The following is a 17,555-nucleotide window of genomic DNA, read 5'->3' as shown; positions in this document are numbered from 1 at the left end:
GCCGACGCCTCAGCTTGTCTGAGGTGGGCTCTCAGGCTGACTATTCTATTTCGGTTACCGCGTCGAAAGCCCTCGCTCAGCGTTCAATCGCGCTGCCAAAGCGCCTCGGTCCAGAAATACTCCAGCGGCCATCAAATCGCAGGCAATAAAAAACCCCAAGGACACATTGTTCCTTGGGGTTTCTCGGTATTAGTGGTGCCCAGAGACGGAATCGAACCGCCGACACGGGGATTTTCAATCCCCTGCTCTACCGACTGAGCTATCTGGGCAACGGGGCGCATTAAACGGGTTTTTCAGGGGGGCGTCAAGCACGTTTTCAAAAAATATTTAACTATTACCGTCGCTTACGTTCAGACCCCCGATAAATCGGGATTATTCAGCCGGTGGAATGTAGCCGTCGGCTTTGGCGTATTCCTCGCCAGAGAAGTACTTGTCCATCTCGCCCTGAAGAAATTTGCGGTCTTCGGCGTTCATCATGTTCAAGCGTTTTTCGTTGATCAGCAGAGTCTGGTGTTTCTGCCAGTCGGCCCAGGCCTTGGCCGAGACGTGGTCAAAAATGTCCTGACCTTTTGCACCCGGGTACGGAGCGCGTTCCAGGGCGGGCAATTCTTCTTTGTACTTGCGGCACATCACGGTGCGGGTCATTGCAACTCTCCTGCGTTCAATACGGCGGCCGCGCGTTCGAGCAAGGTTTTGACCGGGGCGGCGAGGCCCAGGCGCGGCGGGGTGGCGAGGTTATACCAGAGCCAGTCGGCTTCGGCCACGTGATGGCCGGTTTCCCGGACCCGGACCAGCCAGGGTTCGATGGCCAACTGGAAGTGGCTGAAGGTGTGCACCAGGCTTGGCATTTGCTGTTGCTTGCCCAGCTCCAGCGAGTGTTGCAGGGCCAGATGCTGCAAGTCGTCGAGGTCATCGAGTTCCGGCAGGCTCCACAAGCCGCCCCACAGGCCGGTGGAAGGGCGACGATAAAGCAGAATCGCGCCTTCACGATTGGCCAGCATCGGCATCAAGGTGCGTTTTTTCGGCACTTCTTTGCGTGGTTTAGGAATCGGGTAGCGGGTTTCCAGCCCCAGCATGTGGGCTTCGCAGCCCTTTTCCAGCGGGCAGAGCAGGCAGCTCGGTTTGCTGCGGGTGCAGAGCGTGGCGCCCAGGTCCATCATCGCCTGGGTGTAGGCGTTGACCCGGTCCTGGGGCGTGAAGCGCTCAGCGGTGGCCCACAACTGTTTGGCCACCTTTGGTTCGCCCGGGTAGCCTTCCTGGGCCGTAAAACGCGCCAACACCCGCTTGACGTTGCCATCGAGGATCGGCGCCCGCAGGCCCATGCTGATGCTGGCAATGGCGCCGGCGGTGGACAGGCCGATCCCCGGCAGCTCAGTGAGTTTTTCCACGTCTCGGGGGAATTCACCGCCGTATTGGTCGACGACGATTTTCGCGGTTTTCTGCAGGTTGCGCGCGCGGGTGTAGTAGCCCAGCCCGGTCCACAGGTGCAGCACTTCGTCCTCCGGTGCGGCGGCCAGGGCTTGGACGGTGGGCAGCGAGGCCATGAACCGGTCGAAGTAATTGAGCACGGTGCTGACCTGGGTCTGCTGCAACATGATTTCCGAGACCCATACCCGATACGGGGTGATGCCTTGTTGCCAGGGCAAATCGTGACGCCCGTGGCGGTCGAACCAATCCAGTACGGCGGCGTAAAACTGCTCGGCTCTCATCGCTTGAACAGCCCCTTGAGCGCGTCTTTGAGTTCGGGGCTGACCTTGTCGCCGAGCTTTTCATCGATCTTGTCGCCGAGGCGGTCGCCGGCCAGTTTCGCCGCGACCTTGCCCATCTCCTCGTTGTCCAGCCGGCACGCCTTCGCGCCCAGTTCCAGCGGGCCACGGCAGCGCAACGGCCATTGGACATCGGCGTAGCGTTCGTTGACCTGGCAGGCCGGGTCGGGCATGTCGCTTTTGTCGCCTTCGACGATGATGCCGACGCGGTAATCCATGCCCAGCACCCGCAGATCGATATCGCCGTTGCCGTTGACAGTCATGCCGGGGATACGGACTTTCAGGTCTGGGTTGCTGGCCACGCCATTGTGGAAGGTGAGGCTGCCGTTGAGTTGTTGGAACGGCGTGTCCTTGCCCCGGGGTTCGCCACTGAGGGTCTTGCGGTTCAGGGTGGCGATGCCTTTGCACAACTGCTGCTCAAGGTTGGCATTGAGCAGTGCGCCATCGTTGATGACGAACCCGGCGTTGCCGTTGAGGCTGTCGATCAGGGCCTTCTGGCTGTTACCGCTGGCGGTCACGGCGCTGTTGAGCGTCACCAGCCCTTTGACCGGCGGATTCTTGCCCTGGCTTTCGATGATTTTCTCGGCCGGCACCCGGTTGATGCGGGTTTGCAAGCTCACCTGCGGCGTGGGCTGGCGTACGTCCAGCGTGCCTTTGGCTTCGAAGTTGCCGTTGTACAGATCGCCCCGCAGGTTTTCCAGGGTCAGCAGGCCGCCCTGGCCAGTGGCCTTGAGGGCGGCGTTCTCTACCGGCAATTTATCGAGGGTCAGTTGGCCGAAGGTCAGGTCGGCATCGAGGTCCAGTTTGCTCAGGCGCTCCACCGGAAACAGTCGGTCGTTACTCCAGGCGCCCTGGGTTGGAGCGCTCGGCAGCGCAGTGCTGCCAGCGCCGGCCATGGCGCTGGCTTCGGTGTTGCTGACCTCGACCTCACGGGCCGCCCGGGAGCTGTCGGCCTCGGCGGATTTTGGTGGCAGGTAGCGGTCAACGTTGAATGTGTCGGCCTTGAGCTGCGCACGCAGGGACTGCTTGGCGATGTCTTCCACAGCGATACGACCGCTGAAGTTGCTGTCGTCGACTTTCAGGTTGATGTTATTGAATTCAACGCTGTTCGGTGTGCCGGCAATGCGGCTGACCAGTTCGACTTTGCTCAGGCTGCCTTCGGCCATGGCCGGCAGTTCCTGGCCAATGCTGTCGATAAATTTCGCCAAGTCGAACTGGGCAATCGATAAGCCGCCGTTCAATTGCGGGGTCTTGTCGAGATCGTTGACCTTCAGTTCGCCCAATGCACGCAGCTGGTTGAGGGACAGCTTGATGCCAGTCCATTCGGCGACGTTCGCCGCCTTGTCCAGGAATAGCTGGCCTTGGGCGGCAAACGTCAACGTCTTGCCTTGCAGCGGATCGCCCGTGGCTTCGCCGGACAGCTTCAGGTCTTCGAACTTGTAGCGCTGCAAAGCGCGTTCGAAGCGCAGTTCGCCAGCAACTTCGGTGCGTACGCGCACAGCTGGCTGATTGCTGGACAGGAAGGCGGTGAGGGTGACGGGGATGTTCGTGGAGTCGTGGACCGGGCCGGTACTCAGTTGGATACTTTCAGCGGTGAATTGCTTGCCGGTCTGCTCGTCGTTGTATTCAACCCGAGCGTTGTTCACGGTAAGGCTGTCGATATCCAGACGGGTCGGCGGGGTCGGTTTTTCTGCCGGGGTGCTGGTGGGCGGGACCGGTTGTTCGGCCGGTGCCGGTGCGTTCGCCGTCGTTGCAGAGGCGGGCACCTTGCCAATGTCTTCCCAGTTGCCATGGCCGTTCTTGTCACGGTTGAGTCGCAGGTTCAGGCCTTCGACCCGCACATCGCTCATCTGCACTTCGCGGCGCAGCAGCGGCAACACCCGCACCGAAAGACCGAGCATCTGCAGGTCGGCGAAAGGTTGTGTCGGGTTGGCCAGGGTCGCAACGCTGGCTTCGTGCAATTCCAGACCCAGCCATGGAAACAGGCTCCAGCCGATGTCGCCATTGAGGGTCAGCTCAATGTGGGCTTTGTCGCGGGCTATCTGGCGGATCTCTTCCTTATAGTCGTTGGGATCGAAGAGGTGGGTCAGGGCAAAGCCCAGGGCCACAATGATCAGCAACAGCCCGAGAAGTACCAGACCCAGGATTTTGCCGAACGCTTTCATGGGCGAATCCTTATAGGTTGAGTTAAAAATTTAGCCTGGGAGTATAACGCCCTGAATTGGTGGCGCGTTGGGTGATCGTTTCGTGAGCCGTAACCGGGCCAGCCAGCTCCCTCGCCACGGTGGCTCCTAGGCTTCATCCAGCGGCAGTTTCAGTTTGGCTGCCAGGGCCTGGGCTTCCAGATGTCCGGCAGGAGCCAGCAGCCGCAACTCGGCGCTGTTTTGCGCGGCCATTCTCTGCGCTTCGCTCACCAGTCGTTCGGCCACGCCACGGCGACGGGTAATGTTTCGTACGCACATTTGGGACAAGTGCCAGACGTTCTGCCGCTGTTGCAGACGCGCCGCGCCGAGCAGTCGGTCGTTGAAGCGTGCGGCAATCAACGAGCCGTCTTCCAGGCACGCCTGTATAAGCTGTTCTTCGCCACTGAAGGGCTCGAACAGCCAGGCCGGGGCATCTTGGTAGATTTTGTGCAGATCCTGCTGGTCCTGGCAGGTGGCTTCGCTCAGGTGCTCGACAACGATGGGCATATAAATTCCTGAAAAATAGACGATTGACGCCCTACAGAAAGCGAACAATGGCGCGATAAGACAGAGGACATAAAAAAGGTGATATCACTTTGGTTTATCTGTCACGAGCAAATGGTAACCTTTGCCAGTTCGCCCGTCCTTCTGCGACTTGATGTCGCACCAATATGGAGTTTCACCAGAAAATACAGCCATGCCTGCGTGCAATAAGGCTGAGGGTGAAGCGTGGCTGGCGAATCATTCTAATAACTGGGGGATCTACAATGAGCACGAGTACCATGGCGGGCGGCATCGCCGACCAGCCTGCGTTCCTCTCCAAGGAGCGCATTATCGCCAAGCCCGGTTTCAACCGGTGGTTGGTTCCACCGGCCGCATTGGCCATTCATCTCTGCATCGGTATGGCCTACGGCTTTTCGGTGTTCTGGTTGCCACTGTCCAAAGCCTTGGGTGTCACCAAGCCTGTGGCCTGCGCACCGGACATGAGCTTCATCTCGCAAGTCTTTTCGTCCCAATGTGACTGGCCGATTTCGATGCTCGGCTGGATCTATACCCTGTTCTTCATCTTCCTGGGTTGCTCGGCAGCCATCTGGGGCGGCTGGCTGGAACACGCCGGGCCGCGCAAGGCTGGCGTTGTATCGGCATTGTGCTGGTGCGGCGGTCTGCTGATTTCCGCGCTGGGTATCTATACCCACCAGATCTGGCTCATGTGGGTCGGTTCCGGGGTGATCGGTGGTATTGGTCTGGGCCTGGGCTATATCTCCCCGGTTTCGACGCTGATCAAGTGGTTCCCGGACAAGCGCGGCATGGCGACCGGCATGGCGATCATGGGCTTTGGTGGCGGTGCGATGGTAGGTGCTCCGTTGGCTGCAGCACTGATGAGCCATTTTGCTTCGCCGACTGGCGTGGGCGTGTGGCAAAGCTTCCTGGTCATGGCCGCGATCTACTTCGTGTTCATGATCGGTGGCGCCCTGTCGTACCGCGTCCCGCCGACTGGCTGGAAGCCTGAGGGCTGGACCCCGGCACCGAAGAAAGCCGCGAACGCGATGATCACTCATCGCCACGTGCACGTGAACGTGGCCTGGAAAACCCCGCAGTTCCGTCTGGTATGGCTGGTGCTGTGCCTGAACGTATCTGCCGGTATCGGCATCCTGGGCATGGCATCGCCACTGTTGCAGGAAGTGTTCGGCGGTAAATTGCTTGGCAACGATCTGCCTTTCGGTCAACTGGACGCCGTACAACTCGGTCAAATCGCTGCCATCGCGGCCGGTTTCACCGGTCTGCTGAGCCTGTTCAACATCGGCGGACGGTTTTTCTGGGCATCCTTCTCGGATTACCTGGGCCGTAAAAACACCTATTTCGTGTTCTTCGCCCTGGGCTTTGCCCTGTACGGGTTGATCCCGAACCTCGGTCACCTGGGCAGCGTCGCGCTGTTCGTGGCGGCGTTCTGCATCATCCTGTCGATGTACGGCGGCGGGTTCGCCACCGTGCCAGCCTACCTGGCAGACCTGTTCGGTACGCAAATGGTTGGCGCAATCCACGGTCGTCTGCTGACCGCTTGGGCGGCGGCGGGCGTGCTGGGTCCGGTACTGGTGAACTACCTGCGTGAATATCAGTTGAGCATCGGCGTTGAACGCGCCGCAGCCTATGACATCACCTTGTACATCCTCGCCGGTCTGCTGGTGCTGGGCTTCCTGTGCAACCTGCTGGTTCGCCCGGTCGCCGACAAGTACTTCATGACCGACGCCGAACTGGCCGCCGAACAGGCGCTGGGCCATGACAAGGGTGCCGACAGCACCACTTCGCTGGAGTGGACAGCCGCGCCGGGCAGCAAGCCTATGGCGATTGCCGCCTGGCTGGTGGTGGGCATTCCGTTGGCGTGGGGTGTTTGGGTGACCCTGCAGAAGACCGCAGTGTTGTTCCGCTAAGCAATAAACGAGGCTAGCCCGCAACCATGGGTTGCGGGTAAACCCTGTGGGAGCAAGCCTGCTCGCGATGAGGGAGTGTCAGTCGACTTCATTGTCTGCTGACCCACCGCTATCGCGAGCAGGCTCGCTCCCACATTTGTTTTATGTGTGGCGAATACTTGTATGGACATGTCTATCGCCGACAGCCCAGGATTCAGCCCGTCAGGGATATCACCTCTCGTGTTTCTGTTTGTCGCTCGCGCCCCTATAATGGCTGCCTTTTTCGCCCAATGATTTTGCGGAGCTGGTGATGGCCGAACGTAAGGCGTCTGTCGAGCGCGACACTCTGGAAACCCAGATCAAAGCCTCGATCAACCTGGATGGCACCGGAAAGGCCCGGTTTGATATCGGCGTGCCTTTTCTTGAGCACATGCTGGACCAGATCGCCCGTCACGGGCTGATCGACCTGGACATCGTCAGCAAGGGCGACCTGCATATCGACGACCACCACACGGTGGAAGACGTTGGTATCACTTTGGGACAGGCATTTACCAAAGCCATCGGCGACAAAAAAGGCATCCGTCGTTACGGCCACGCCTACGTGCCGCTCGATGAAGCGCTGTCGCGCGTGGTCATCGACTTTTCCGGTCGTCCGGGCCTGCAGATGCATGTGCCGTACACCCGTGCCACCGTTGGCGGCTTCGACGTTGACCTGTTCCAGGAATTCTTCCAGGGCTTCGTCAACCACGCCAACGTGACCCTGCACATCGACAACCTGCGCGGGCACAACACTCACCACCAGATCGAAACCGTGTTCAAGGCTTTCGGCCGCGCGCTGCGCATGGCCGTGGAGCTCGACGACCGCATGGCTGGGCAGATGCCTTCCACCAAGGGCGTCCTGTAATGCAGACGGTCGCGGTTATCGATTACGGCATGGGCAACCTGCACTCGGTGGCCAAGGCCCTCGAGCACGTGGGTGCCGGCAAGGTGCTGATCACCAGCGATGCCGACGTGATTCGCGAAGCTGACCGGGTGGTATTCCCCGGCGTCGGTGCGATTCGCGACTGCATGGCCGAAATTCGTCGCCTGGGCTTCGACTCGCTGGTGCATGAAGTCAGCCAGGACCGTCCGTTCCTCGGTATCTGCGTGGGCATGCAGGCCTTGCTCGAACGCAGCGAAGAGAACGACGGTGTCGATTGCATCTCCATGTTTCCTGGCCAGGTGAAGTTTTTCGGCAAGGGCCTGCATGAAGACGGCGAGCACCTGAAAGTCCCGCACATGGGCTGGAACGAAGTGAAGCAGACGGTGGATCACCCGTTGTGGCACAACATTCCGGACTTGGCGCGCTTCTACTTCGTACACAGCTACTACATCGCGGCCGGCAATGCGCGGCAGGTGGTGGGCGGCGGTCACTATGGCGTCGATTTCGCCGCGGCCCTGGCCGACGGTTCGCGATTCGCCGTGCAGTTCCACCCCGAGAAGAGCCATACCCATGGCCTGCAATTGTTGCAGAACTTCGCTGCGTGGGACGGTCGCTGGTAATGGCGCGCAAGAAACCGCCGATCCTCACCCTCACGCCCGAGCAGGAGAGTGAGGCGAACCGCAAGATCCAGCGGTTCATGGAGGATCGTTTCGAGCTGGACCTGGGGTCGTTCGAAGCGGCAGAAATTCTTGACCTGTTTACCCGCGAAATTGCTCCGCACTATTACAACAGGGCGATTTTCGATGTGCAGACGCACCTTAAAGAAAGGTTCGAAAGCATTGAAAGCGACCTGTGGGCGCTCGAGAAAAATTGATTTTCGAGCCAAGCTGAATATTCGTCTTTGAAGGTTTGCCAGATGCTGATTATCCCCGCTATCGATCTCAAGGACGGCGCTTGCGTACGTCTGCGTCAGGGCCGGATGGAAGATTCCACGGTGTTCTCCGATGACCCGGTGAGCATGGCCGCCAAGTGGGTGGAGGGCGGCTGCCGTCGCCTGCATCTGGTTGACCTGAACGGTGCCTTCGAAGGCCAGCCGGTGAACGGTGAAGTGGTCACGGCCATTGCCAAGCGCTATCCGAACCTGCCGATCCAGATCGGCGGCGGCATTCGCTCGCTGGAAACCATCGAACACTACGTCAAGGCTGGCGTGAGCTACGTGATCATCGGCACCAAGGCGGTGAAAGACCCGGGCTTTGTCGCCGAAGCCTGCCGTGCCTTCCCGGGCAAGGTCATCGTTGGCCTGGACGCCAAGGACGGTTTCGTCGCCACCGACGGCTGGGCTGAAGTCAGCACCGTGCAAGTGATCGACCTGGCCAAGCGCTTCGAAGCCGACGGCGTGTCTGCCATTGTCTACACCGACATCGCCAAAGACGGCATGATGCAGGGCTGCAACGTCCCGTTCACCGCCGCCCTGGCTGCCGCCACGAAGATCCCGGTCATCGCTTCCGGCGGTATCCACAACCTGGGCGACATCAAGGCGCTGCTCGACGCCAAGGCGCCGGGCATCATCGGTGCGATCACCGGTCGCGCGATTTACGAAGGCACGCTGGATGTCACTGAGGCTCAGGCCTTCTGCGATTCCTACAAAGGCTGAGGACTCACCATGGCGCTGGCCAAACGCATCATCCCTTGCCTGGACGTGGACAACGGCCGGGTGGTCAAGGGCGTCAAGTTCGAGAATATCCGTGACGCCGGTGACCCGGTGGAAATCGCCCGCCGCTACGACGAACAGGGTGCGGACGAGATTACCTTCCTCGACATCACGGCCAGCGTCGACGGCCGCGACACCACGTTGCATACCGTCGAGCGCATGGCCAGCCAGGTGTTCATCCCGCTGACCGTGGGCGGTGGCGTGCGCACCGTGCAGGACATCCGCAACCTGCTCAACGCTGGTGCCGACAAGGTGTCCATCAACACCGCGGCGGTGTTCAACCCGGAATTCGTTGGCGAGGCGGCCCAGCACTTTGGCTCGCAGTGCATTGTCGTGGCCATCGATGCGAAGAAGGTTTCCGGCCCGGGCGAAACCCCGCGCTGGGAAATTTTCACCCATGGCGGCCGCAAGCCGACGGGCCTTGACGCGGTTGAATGGGCGAAGAAGATGGAAGGCCTGGGCGCCGGTGAAATCCTGCTGACCAGCATGGACCAGGACGGCATGAAAAACGGCTTCGACCTGGGCGTCACCCGCGCCATCAGCGATGCGCTGGGCATTCCGGTCATCGCTTCCGGCGGCGTCGGCAACCTGCAGCACTTGGCCGACGGCATTCTTGAAGGCCATGCCAGCGCGGTACTGGCGGCGAGTATTTTCCACTTCGGCGAATACACCGTGCCTGAAGCCAAGGCCTACATGGCGCATCGCGGGATTGTCATTCGTTAAGCGCTCAACGTTTCACAAACAAGACCGGTTGGCCCAGTCAAGGGACAACCGGGGTTGCGTCAAGTGTGCCTTTGGTGGGGTTTAGCACATAGGCCCTCGGCTCGGATGCCTGCCCTGCTTTGTCGTAGGCGATAGAGCAGAGCTTCCCTGGTAGTTGATCGTCTCCAGCCACGAAGTCCATGTAGACGTTATGCTCGTATTGGTCACCTTTTGAACAGTCTGTTGTGTCCACTGGGCCGAACTTGAAAGCGTAGGTTCGATACGCGTCTGCGGTGCTTGCCAGTTCCACGTGCACGCCGACGCTGAACGACAAATCGGGCTTCTCTATTGGCGTGTCGTCCAGAATCTCAATCGGAAGTGAAAGGGCGTTCTTGAGAAGCCCGACTTCAGCATGTTGAGCCGCAGAGTCTACGCCGAGAATGCACAGGAAATAGAAGCCTGGAACGGTACCAATCTTGGAGTTGATAAAAGCATCGGTGGCACTTATTGGATCGCTATAGTGCCGGGCACTTTCGCAGTCCTTCGCGGTGCGGACGGTTTTATGGCGATAAAAAGCAGTGCTGATGAAAAAATGGTAATTCCAGGTTGGGGTGTCTATCGTCCCGTCAGCCTGTTTTTTGAGTTTTTTGTACCGTGCCGGCTCGTCCGGAGGCGCACTCACTGTAAACGCCGGGTAGAGTGGGCAGGACGAAGTCGAACTATTGGCTAGATAGCCGTCTATGAAGCACCTGTGGAGAAATGTTGTCGGGTTCCCGTACACATCCCCTTGAATCGCTTTATAGGCATCTCCAACCGGTGTGCAGGCGGTACTTTGGCACGGGATGCCTTCATACAGATTAGCTGTGCCTATTACGCCGATGATCTCGTTGGAATGACGATCAAGGACCGGACTTCCCGAGCTGCCGCCTGCTATGTCCTGGCAGCGCGTCATTAAAGTGTTTCGCCATACCCACGAACCTTCAACAAGCTCTTGGGCGGGTTGCAAAGTGCAGGCAGCCATGCGCAACGTTTCTTTATCGAAGCCTTTCGGGGCACCCACGATCAAGACATCAATGCCGTCAGCAGGTTTTGTCCGCGCCAGTTTTAAAGGCTGTATACCGTCGTTGATGAGTTTTTGAAGACTGACGTCCAGTTCAACGAGGGCCAGATCAACGCCTTGTATGCTTCGCCAAGCTACTTTTTTCAGTGGGTAGCTTTTGAACGGTACGGTGTCAGTGAAGTAGTCAAACTGCATGGTTCCACTGACTGCTCTGTCCGTCACAATGTTTCCGTTGCTTTTTTCGATACAGTGCCCTGCGGTGAGCACGTAGGCAGGTGTTGGCCCGGTGACGGTAGGAGCCTGGGTATCGAGCAGCGTCGCGGTACACGAGTTGTTGATATTCAACTGACCGATACTCCGCCAGTGGTTGTGTGAGCCATCAGCATTTTCAAGGACTTTTGAGGGCGTGAAGTTTTGCATGCTTTCGCCATAGTCCTTGCTCTGTGCAATGCTCTGCGAACCCTGTGCGCAAAGCGCGCCGAGCAGCAGAAAGGAGATCGATTTCATCGAGTGACACCTTTTATTAATTGAATGAAAACCGGCAGGTGCCGGTGTTCTCCAATTAATCAGGTGGGGGCTGGCGGTTGGCGGTAATTAATTACCTCAGTCGCAATCACGTTAGCCCATATTCTGAGCGGTTGAGCGGGAGAGGTAGCAAGGGCCGGTAGACATGATCGCGGGCCCAAGGCACTCTTGGGCACGCCATGGATTTCGGTAGCCAGACATGTTCAGACGCATTTTTTTCGTCCTTGCCAGCGCCCTTTTGTTGTTCATCAGCGGGGTACACGCTCAAGACCGCCGCGATGTTGACCTGGTGTTGCTGACGGAGAACTTTCCGCCGTACAACATGGCCAGGAACGGCAAGAACTTCGCCCAGGACGAGAACATCAATGGCATTGCCGTTGACATCGTCCGTGAGATATTCAAACGCGCCAATATTACTTACAGCCTGACGCTGCGTTTCCCTTGGGAGCGGATCTACAAACTCGCCCTGGAAAATCCCGGTTACGGCGTGTTTGTCATGGCGCGGTTGCCAGAGCGCGAAAAGCTCTTCAAATGGGTCGGCCCTATCGGCCCGGACGACTGGATCATGCTCGCCAAGGGTGACAGCAAGATTTCCCTCGACTCGTTGGAGCAGGCGCGCAAATACAGGATTGGTGCCTACAAAGGCGATGCGATTGCCGAGACCTTGGCCAAGCAAGGGATGAACCTGATTGTGGTATTGCGCGACCAGGACAACGCCAGAAAACTGGTCAACGGTCAAATCGACCTATGGGCGACCGGGGACCCGGCCGGGCGTTATCTGGCGCGTCAGGAAGGGGTGAGCGACCTCAAGACCGTGTTGCGATTCAACAGCGCCGAGTTGTACCTGGCGTTGAACAACGACGTACCCGACGACGTGGTCGCCCGGCTTCAAGCGGCCCTGGATGAGTTGCGCAAGGAAGGTGCGGTGGACGCGATCATGGCGAGTTATCTCTAGGCGCCCGCAAACCTGTGGGAGCGAGTCTGCTCGCGATGGCGGCGGCGCGGTTTGAGATAAAGCCAAGACAGCAAGCCCCGAAATGGCTGGTGACTACCGATAAACCCCGTCTTTCCCATGCCCAGCCATCGCCTGATTGCTGCGCAGGCTGATCATCGACTTGATGTCGATCCATTCGATGCCCTGGGCCTTGAGTCGCGGCAGTTCGCGCTCAAGCACCGCCAAGGTCTGCGGATAGGGATGGCCGATCACCACAGCCGTGCCCTGCCGGCGGGCCAGGTCGATGGCGGTCTGGAGCTGATGGGCGATGGCCGCTTCGGTGCGCTCGTCGTCCAGGAATACATCCCGCGACACACTCGCAAGGCCGATCTTCTGCGCTTCGGCGGCGGCGACGGTCTGGGCGCTGGTGCGGCTGTCGACGAAAAACTTGTGGCGCTGCTGCAAGTTCGCCATCAGCCACGCCATGGCTACGGGCTGGGCGGTCATGCGGCTGCCCATGTGGTTGTTGATCCCGCTGGTGTAGGGCACGGCAGCGAACGCGGCGTCGAGGCGCTTTCCCAATTCTTCAAGGGGCAGCTCAGGATGCCAGGCGAACGGCCCGGTGGCCGGGTCCATGGGCATGTGCAGCATGACAATCTTGCCGGCGCGATGGGCTTCGCGGGCGAATTCGGCAGCGTGGGGCGTGTCGGGCATGATCGCCGTGGTGACCGGGCCGGGGAGGGCCAGTACACGGCGATCCCGGGGCAGGTTTTGCCCCAGGTCGTCGATGATCAGGCTCAGGTAAGCCTTGTGCGATGTCGGTGGCGGTGTGGCGGGTGCAGCAAAGGCTGAGCCCGCCAGAAAGCACAACAGGGCGAGGATGAAGCGCCGGCCCATCTCAGCGGCCGGAGGTGATGTTCAGTCCTTTGAGCAGGCTCAGGGCCTGGGCCAACTGATAATCGTCATCCTGCGGCATTGGCTTGGCCTTGGCACCGGAACCGGTCGGTTTGTCGGCGCCGCCGTTGCCATTACCCAGGTGACCTTGCAGGTCAGCTTCCTTGAAGTATTCGCTGTCCTGCTCGTTGGTGATCTTGGCCTTGCGCACCTCGATGTCCGGGACGATGCCTTGGGCCTGGATGGAGCGGCCGTTGGGCGTGAAGTACAGCGCGGTGGTGATCTTCAGGGCGCGGTCGTTATTGAGCGGCAATACGGTCTGCACCGAACCCTTGCCGAAACTGGTGGTGCCCATGACGACACCGCGTTTCTGGTCCTGCAGGGCGCCGGCGACGATTTCCGATGCCGAAGCGCTGCCGCCGTTGATCAGCACCACCAGCGGCACAGCTTCGCTCAGGTCGTTGCCGGTGGCCGAGAAGCGCAGTTCGGAATTGGCGATACGGCCCTTGGTGTAGACGATCAGGCCCTTCTTGATGAAATGATCCACCACTTCCACTGCCGATTGCAGCACGCCGCCGGGGTTGTTGCGCAGATCCAGGACGAGGCCGTTAAGCTTCTTGCCGTTGTCCTTACGCAGCTTGGCCAAGGCCTTGGCGACTTCTTCGCCGGTCTTGACCTGGAATTGGGTGATGCGGATGTACCCGTAGCCCGACTCCAGCAGTTGGCTCTTCACGCTTTTGACCTGGATGACCGCCCGGGTCAGGGTCACGTCGAACGGCGTGCCACCATCGCGTACCAGGGTCAGGGTGATCTTCTGGCCGATCTTGCCGCGCATCTTGTCCACGGCTTCGGTCATGCTCTGGCCGCGAGTGGGCTGGCCGTTGATCTTGACGATGAAATCGCCGGCCTGGATGCCGGCCTTGGAGGCAGGCGTGTCGTCGATCGGCGACACCACTTTGATGAAACCGTCTTCGCTGCCGACCTCGATGCCCAGGCCGCCAAACTCGCCGCTGGTGCTTTCCTGCAGCTCGGTGAAATCCTCCGGCCCCAGGTAGGCCGAGTGTGGGTCGAGGTTGCTGAGCATGCCCTTGATGGCGTTCTCCAGCAGCATCTTGTCATCCACCGGTTCGACGTAGGCGGCCTTGATCCGGTCCATGACTTCGGCAAAGGTGCGCAGTTCGTCCAGCGGCAGCGGGGCCTTGGTGGTCGCGGCCGTAGCGGCTGAGGATAACGGGGCCGGTTCAGCGGCGAATGCCAGGGGCGCACCGATCACAAGGGCGATCGTCAGAGCCAGCGAGGTAAGGCGGGACAAGTGCAGCATGTCGAACGAACTCCTTAATAGGATGGGCGCGCTTATCCTTGCGCACGACACCATTGGGCCGGGTCGCTGGGGCGACCCTGCTGACGAATAGCGAAATACAGCGCTGGCGTGTCCTGCCCGCCACTGTTACCGACCGTGGAGATGGACTCGCCGGCCTTGACCACATCGCCCGCAGCCTTGAGCAGCGTCTGATTGTGGCCGTACAGACTCAAATAACCGTTGCCGTGATCCAGGATCACCAGCAGGCCGGCACCGCGCAGCCAGTCGGCGAACACCACGCGCCCGCCATGAACGGCATGCACCTGGCTGCCGGCGGAGGCGCTGATCATCACGCCGTCCCACTTGGTGCGGGTGTCGTCGCCGCGGGTTTCACCGAAGCGCGCAAGCAATCGACCATTGACCGGCCATGGAAGTTTGCCCCGGGCAGAAGCAAAAGCACCGCCGAAGGTTTCGCCATCACTGGAAACCAGCGCGCCTGGGCTCGATTTCACCGGTTTGCGCGGCGCATCGCCGACATCGGCGTCGGCCTGTGCCTCACGCAAACGCTTTTTTTCGGCTTCCTGCTGGGCGATCAGCGCTTTCTGACGCGCTTCTTCTGCCTCTCGAGCCTGGCGGGCCAGGGTTTCCTCGATGGTCTTCAATACTTTTCCCAGTTCGGCCTGGTCCTGCTCGCGGGCCTTGAGCTTGCTGTCGCGGGCTTTCACGTCGTCATTGAGCTTGGCCAAGGCCACCTGGCGTTCCTTGCGAACCTTGTCGAGCTCTTCGCGCTGGGTGTCGAGGCTGCTTTTCTGCACCAGCAACTGGGCTTGCTGCAGCTGGATGTCTTTTTCGACGTTAGCCAGTTGGCGCAGGGTCTCGTTGAAATTCTTGAGTTGCTCCAGGCGGGCCTGGCTCAGGTAATCGTAATACGTGAGGGTGCGGGCGAATTTCTCGGGGTTCTGCTGGTTGAGCAGCAGCTTGAGATACTCCTGGCGACCGCTCTGGTAGGCCGCCCGGGCCTGAATGGCGATCAGGTGTTGCTGTTCAGTGCGCGCGCTCTGGAGTTTTTTTTTCTCTCCATCGAGCCGCTGTAACTCGGATTCGCTTTTCTTCAGCTCTTTTTGCAGGGCGTCGACCTGTTTCTCCAGGTTGCCCATCTCGGTCTCGGTGCCGCGCAGGTCTTTCTGGACGCTGGATTTCTCTTCCTGCAACTTGCCCAGCAGTTTTTTCAGCTCGGCAATGTCCTGACGCGTGGCGTCCAACTGCTGTTGGGTTTGCGCGCGCTCGTCAGCGAGGGCCGGTTGGAGCAGGCAGATCAGAGCGAGGGCTATCAGAACGCGAAGCATAGAGGCGGGCGACACCAGGGAAAGGGACGGCCTAGTATGCCCGCCCCACGCCGCAAAAAAAACGCCCATTTGGGGCTGTGTGATAACTGGCCCAAAAAACACCCCAAAGCCAATATGGGAGCGAGCCTGCTCGCGATGAGGCCATAACATCCAACGGGTGTTGTCTGTTATACCGCTATCGCGAGCAGGCTCGCTCCCACAAGGGATATGCGTTGATCAGACGAGGATCGAAGTCCCGGTCATTTCCTTCGGCTTTTCCATTCCCAGCAACATCAACATGGTAGGTGCCACGTCAGCCAGCACGCCGCCGTCGCGGACGTTGAAATTGCGCTTGCCGACATAGATGAACGGCACCGGCTCGGTGGTGTGGGCGGTGTGGGCCTGGCCGGTGGATTCGTCGGACATTTGCTCGACGTTGCCGTGGTCGGCCGTGATCAGTGCTTCACCGCCGACCTTTTCCAAGGCTTCAACGATGCGGCCAACGCAGGCGTCCAGGCATTCCACGGCCTTGACCGCTGCGTCGAACACACCGCTGTGCCCTACCATGTCGCCGTTGGCGTAGTTGACCACGATCACGTCGTAGCGCTGATTCTCGATGGCCTCGACGATGCGATCGGTCACTTCTGGTGCGCTCATCTCGGGCTGCAGGTCGTAGGTGGCGACTTTCGGCGACGGGATCAGGATGCGCTCTTCACCCGGGAAGGGTTCTTCACGGCCGCCCGAGAAGAAGAACGTTACGTGGGCGTACTTCTCGGTTTCGGCGATGCGCAGTTGGGTCTTGCCGTTTTTCGCCAGGTAGTCGCCCAGCACGTTTTCCAGGCTACCGGCGGCGAAGGCCGACGGTGCGGGGATGCTGGCGGCGTATTGGGTCAGCATCACGAAACCGGCCAGTTTCGGCTGGCGGGCGCGTTCGAACTCCTTGAAATCGTCTTCGACAAATACGCGGGTCAGCTCGCGGGCGCGGTCGGCGCGAAAGTTCATGAACACCACGGCGTCGCCGTCTTCGACTTTGACCGGTTCGCCGATGGTGGTGGCCTTGACGAATTCGTCGCTTTCACCGCGCTCGTAGGCAGCCTGCAGACCTTCCTGGGCGGTGGCGGCGCTGAACTCGGCGCTACCGTCGACGATCAGGTTGTAGGCCTGGGAGACGCGATCCCAACGGTTATCGCGGTCCATGGCAAAGTAGCGGCCGACGATGCTGGCGATGCGGCCCCTACCCAAGGCCTGGAAGGTTGCATCCAGCAGTTCGATCGACGAGGTGGCGCTTTTGGGCGGGGTGTCGCGGCCGTCGAGGAAGGCGTGCAGGTAGATTTTTTCGGCGCCGCGCTTGAAGGCCAGTTCGGCCATGGCGATCAGGTGATCCTGGTGGCTGTGCACGCCGCCGTCGGACAGCAGCCCCATGAAGTGCACGGCCTTGCCGGCAGCCACGGCTTTGTCCACGGCGGCGCAGATGGTCGGGTTCTCGAAGAATTCGCCGTCGCGGATCGATTTGGTCACGCGGGTGAAGTCCTGATACACCACCCGGCCTGCGCCGAGGTTCATGTGGCCGACTTCGGAGTTGCCCATCTGCCCGTCCGGCAGGCCGACATCCATGCCACTGCCGGAGATCAGGCCGTTCGGCACGGTGGCCCACAAGCGGTCAAGAACAGGCTTCTTGGCCGAATACACGGCATTGGATTCGTGGCTGTCACTGTGACCGAAGCCGTCGAGAATCATCAGGACCAAAGGTTTAGGCGTGGTAGTCATGGAATCCACTCGTGGCTGATTAAAAGAAGACGATGGAAAAGGGACGGGCAGTTTAAAG

The 17,555-nt window shown here is 60.0% G+C and carries 16 protein-coding genes and 1 tRNA gene; 7 read left to right on the top strand and 10 right to left on the bottom strand.

The annotated features are described in order from the left end of the window. Positions 1–193: 193 nt before the first annotated feature. From ACA047_RS27755 to panM, 5 genes are all read right to left on the bottom strand, one after another. Positions 194–269: transfer RNA gene (locus ACA047_RS27755), tRNA-Phe, on the bottom strand. A 103-nt stretch (positions 270–372) separates the two neighbouring features. Then, complete coding sequence (locus tag ACA047_RS27750; protein ID WP_497354909.1) at positions 373–645, bottom strand: oxidative damage protection protein; 273 nt, start codon at positions 643–645, stop codon at positions 373–375. Continuing rightward, a complete protein-coding gene (gene mutY, locus ACA047_RS27745) occupies positions 642–1,709 on the bottom strand; it encodes an A/G-specific adenine glycosylase (protein WP_497354907.1) in 1,068 nt (355 codons plus the stop codon). Before mutY ends, ACA047_RS27750 begins: the two co-directional genes overlap by 4 nt. Next, on the bottom strand, positions 1,706–3,931 hold the full coding sequence (locus ACA047_RS27740; RefSeq protein ID WP_497354905.1) for an AsmA family protein: 2,226 nt from the start codon (positions 3,929–3,931) through the stop codon (positions 1,706–1,708). The genes mutY and ACA047_RS27740 overlap by 4 nt, the downstream gene beginning before the upstream one ends. Before the next feature lie 126 nt (positions 3,932–4,057). After that, positions 4,058–4,456 carry an aspartate 1-decarboxylase autocleavage activator PanM gene (panM, locus tag ACA047_RS27735; protein WP_497354903.1) on the bottom strand — a complete coding sequence of 133 codons (399 nt, stop codon included), beginning with the start codon at positions 4,454–4,456 and terminating at the stop codon, positions 4,058–4,060. Positions 4,457–4,716: 260 nt separating this feature from the next. Here panM and ACA047_RS27730 point away from each other — a divergent pair, with 260 nt between their 5' ends. The 6 genes from ACA047_RS27730 to hisF all read left to right on the top strand — a co-directional run bounded on the left by ACA047_RS27730 (position 4,717) and on the right by hisF (position 9,713). Then, the gene (locus ACA047_RS27730) at positions 4,717–6,378 is read left to right on the top strand and encodes an OFA family MFS transporter (RefSeq protein ID WP_497354901.1); all 1,662 of its coding nucleotides are present in this window, start codon (positions 4,717–4,719) and stop codon (positions 6,376–6,378) included. Between the two features lie 289 nt (positions 6,379–6,667). Beyond that, positions 6,668–7,261, top strand: coding sequence for an imidazoleglycerol-phosphate dehydratase HisB (gene hisB / locus ACA047_RS27725; protein ID WP_003186751.1), 594 nt, complete (start codon positions 6,668–6,670; stop codon positions 7,259–7,261). Next, positions 7,261–7,899: an imidazole glycerol phosphate synthase subunit HisH gene (gene hisH, locus ACA047_RS27720; RefSeq protein ID WP_497354899.1), complete on the top strand. Its 639-nt coding sequence runs from the start codon at positions 7,261–7,263 to the stop codon at positions 7,897–7,899. The genes hisB and hisH overlap by 1 nt, the downstream gene beginning before the upstream one ends. Continuing rightward, the gene (locus ACA047_RS27715; protein WP_018606317.1) at positions 7,899–8,153 is read left to right on the top strand and encodes a DUF2164 domain-containing protein; all 255 of its coding nucleotides are present in this window, start codon (positions 7,899–7,901) and stop codon (positions 8,151–8,153) included. The genes hisH and ACA047_RS27715 overlap by 1 nt, the downstream gene beginning before the upstream one ends. A gap of 42 nt (positions 8,154–8,195) precedes the next feature. Next, entirely contained in the window at positions 8,196–8,933 is a 738-nt protein-coding gene (hisA, locus tag ACA047_RS27710; RefSeq protein WP_497354896.1) for a 1-(5-phosphoribosyl)-5-[(5-phosphoribosylamino)methylideneamino]imidazole-4-carboxamide isomerase, read from the top strand. Between the two features lie 9 nt (positions 8,934–8,942). After that, positions 8,943–9,713 carry an imidazole glycerol phosphate synthase subunit HisF gene (gene hisF / locus ACA047_RS27705; RefSeq protein WP_497354894.1) on the top strand — a complete coding sequence of 257 codons (771 nt, stop codon included), beginning with the start codon at positions 8,943–8,945 and terminating at the stop codon, positions 9,711–9,713. Positions 9,714–9,750: 37 nt separating this feature from the next. Here the strand turns inward: hisF and ACA047_RS27700 are convergent, their stop codons facing one another. After that, positions 9,751–11,259, bottom strand: coding sequence for a trypsin-like serine peptidase (locus ACA047_RS27700; RefSeq protein ID WP_497354892.1), 1,509 nt, complete (start codon positions 11,257–11,259; stop codon positions 9,751–9,753). A 217-nt stretch (positions 11,260–11,476) separates the two neighbouring features. Here ACA047_RS27700 and ACA047_RS27695 point away from each other — a divergent pair, with 217 nt between their 5' ends. Next, complete coding sequence (locus ACA047_RS27695) at positions 11,477–12,232, top strand: substrate-binding periplasmic protein (RefSeq protein WP_497354890.1); 756 nt, start codon at positions 11,477–11,479, stop codon at positions 12,230–12,232. Positions 12,233–12,325: 93 nt separating this feature from the next. Here the strand turns inward: ACA047_RS27695 and ACA047_RS27690 are convergent, their stop codons facing one another. From ACA047_RS27690 to gpmI, 4 genes are all read right to left on the bottom strand, one after another. Then, on the bottom strand, positions 12,326–13,108 hold the full coding sequence (locus ACA047_RS27690) for a divergent polysaccharide deacetylase family protein (RefSeq protein ID WP_497354888.1): 783 nt from the start codon (positions 13,106–13,108) through the stop codon (positions 12,326–12,328). Position 13,109: 1 nt separating this feature from the next. After that, complete coding sequence (locus ACA047_RS27685) at positions 13,110–14,426, bottom strand: S41 family peptidase (RefSeq protein ID WP_497354886.1); 1,317 nt, start codon at positions 14,424–14,426, stop codon at positions 13,110–13,112. A gap of 32 nt (positions 14,427–14,458) precedes the next feature. Then, positions 14,459–15,751, bottom strand: a complete 1,293-nt coding sequence (locus tag ACA047_RS27680; RefSeq protein WP_497354884.1) for a murein hydrolase activator EnvC family protein — start codon at positions 15,749–15,751, stop codon at positions 14,459–14,461. 216 nt (positions 15,752–15,967) lie between these two features. Then, positions 15,968–17,497, bottom strand: coding sequence for a 2,3-bisphosphoglycerate-independent phosphoglycerate mutase (gene gpmI / locus ACA047_RS27675; RefSeq protein ID WP_497354882.1), 1,530 nt, complete (start codon positions 17,495–17,497; stop codon positions 15,968–15,970). Between the last annotated feature and the right edge of the window lie 58 nt (positions 17,498–17,555).

The organism is Pseudomonas sp. LBUM1664 (assembly GCF_059695895.1).
This window is presented reverse-complemented; position numbering and strand designations above follow the sequence as displayed.

Bases quoted from the DNA above. Each gene is read 5' to 3' on its own strand.
- ACA047_RS27715 (WP_018606317.1), top strand. From the start codon at position 7,899: ATGGCGCGCAAGAAACCGCCGATCCTCACCCTCACGCCCGAGCAGGAG.
- ACA047_RS27680 (WP_497354884.1), bottom strand. From the start codon at position 15,751: ATGCTTCGCGTTCTGATAGCCCTCGCTCTGATCTGCCTGCTCCAACCG.
- ACA047_RS27750 (WP_497354909.1), bottom strand. From the start codon at position 645: ATGACCCGCACCGTGATGTGCCGCAAGTACAAAGAAGAATTGCCCGCC.
- ACA047_RS27690 (WP_497354888.1), bottom strand. From the start codon at position 13,108: ATGGGCCGGCGCTTCATCCTCGCCCTGTTGTGCTTTCTGGCGGGCTCA.
- gpmI (WP_497354882.1), bottom strand. From the start codon at position 17,497: ATGACTACCACGCCTAAACCTTTGGTCCTGATGATTCTCGACGGCTTC.
- ACA047_RS27700 (WP_497354892.1), bottom strand. From the start codon at position 11,259: ATGAAATCGATCTCCTTTCTGCTGCTCGGCGCGCTTTGCGCACAGGGT.
- hisB (WP_003186751.1), top strand. From the start codon at position 6,668: ATGGCCGAACGTAAGGCGTCTGTCGAGCGCGACACTCTGGAAACCCAG.
- hisF (WP_497354894.1), top strand. From the start codon at position 8,943: ATGGCGCTGGCCAAACGCATCATCCCTTGCCTGGACGTGGACAACGGC.
- ACA047_RS27685 (WP_497354886.1), bottom strand. From the start codon at position 14,426: ATGCTGCACTTGTCCCGCCTTACCTCGCTGGCTCTGACGATCGCCCTT.
- panM (WP_497354903.1), bottom strand. From the start codon at position 4,456: ATGCCCATCGTTGTCGAGCACCTGAGCGAAGCCACCTGCCAGGACCAG.
- ACA047_RS27730 (WP_497354901.1), top strand. From the start codon at position 4,717: ATGAGCACGAGTACCATGGCGGGCGGCATCGCCGACCAGCCTGCGTTC.
- hisA (WP_497354896.1), top strand. From the start codon at position 8,196: ATGCTGATTATCCCCGCTATCGATCTCAAGGACGGCGCTTGCGTACGT.
- hisH (WP_497354899.1), top strand. From the start codon at position 7,261: ATGCAGACGGTCGCGGTTATCGATTACGGCATGGGCAACCTGCACTCG.
- ACA047_RS27695 (WP_497354890.1), top strand. From the start codon at position 11,477: ATGTTCAGACGCATTTTTTTCGTCCTTGCCAGCGCCCTTTTGTTGTTC.
- mutY (WP_497354907.1), bottom strand. From the start codon at position 1,709: ATGAGAGCCGAGCAGTTTTACGCCGCCGTACTGGATTGGTTCGACCGC.
- ACA047_RS27740 (WP_497354905.1), bottom strand. From the start codon at position 3,931: ATGAAAGCGTTCGGCAAAATCCTGGGTCTGGTACTTCTCGGGCTGTTG.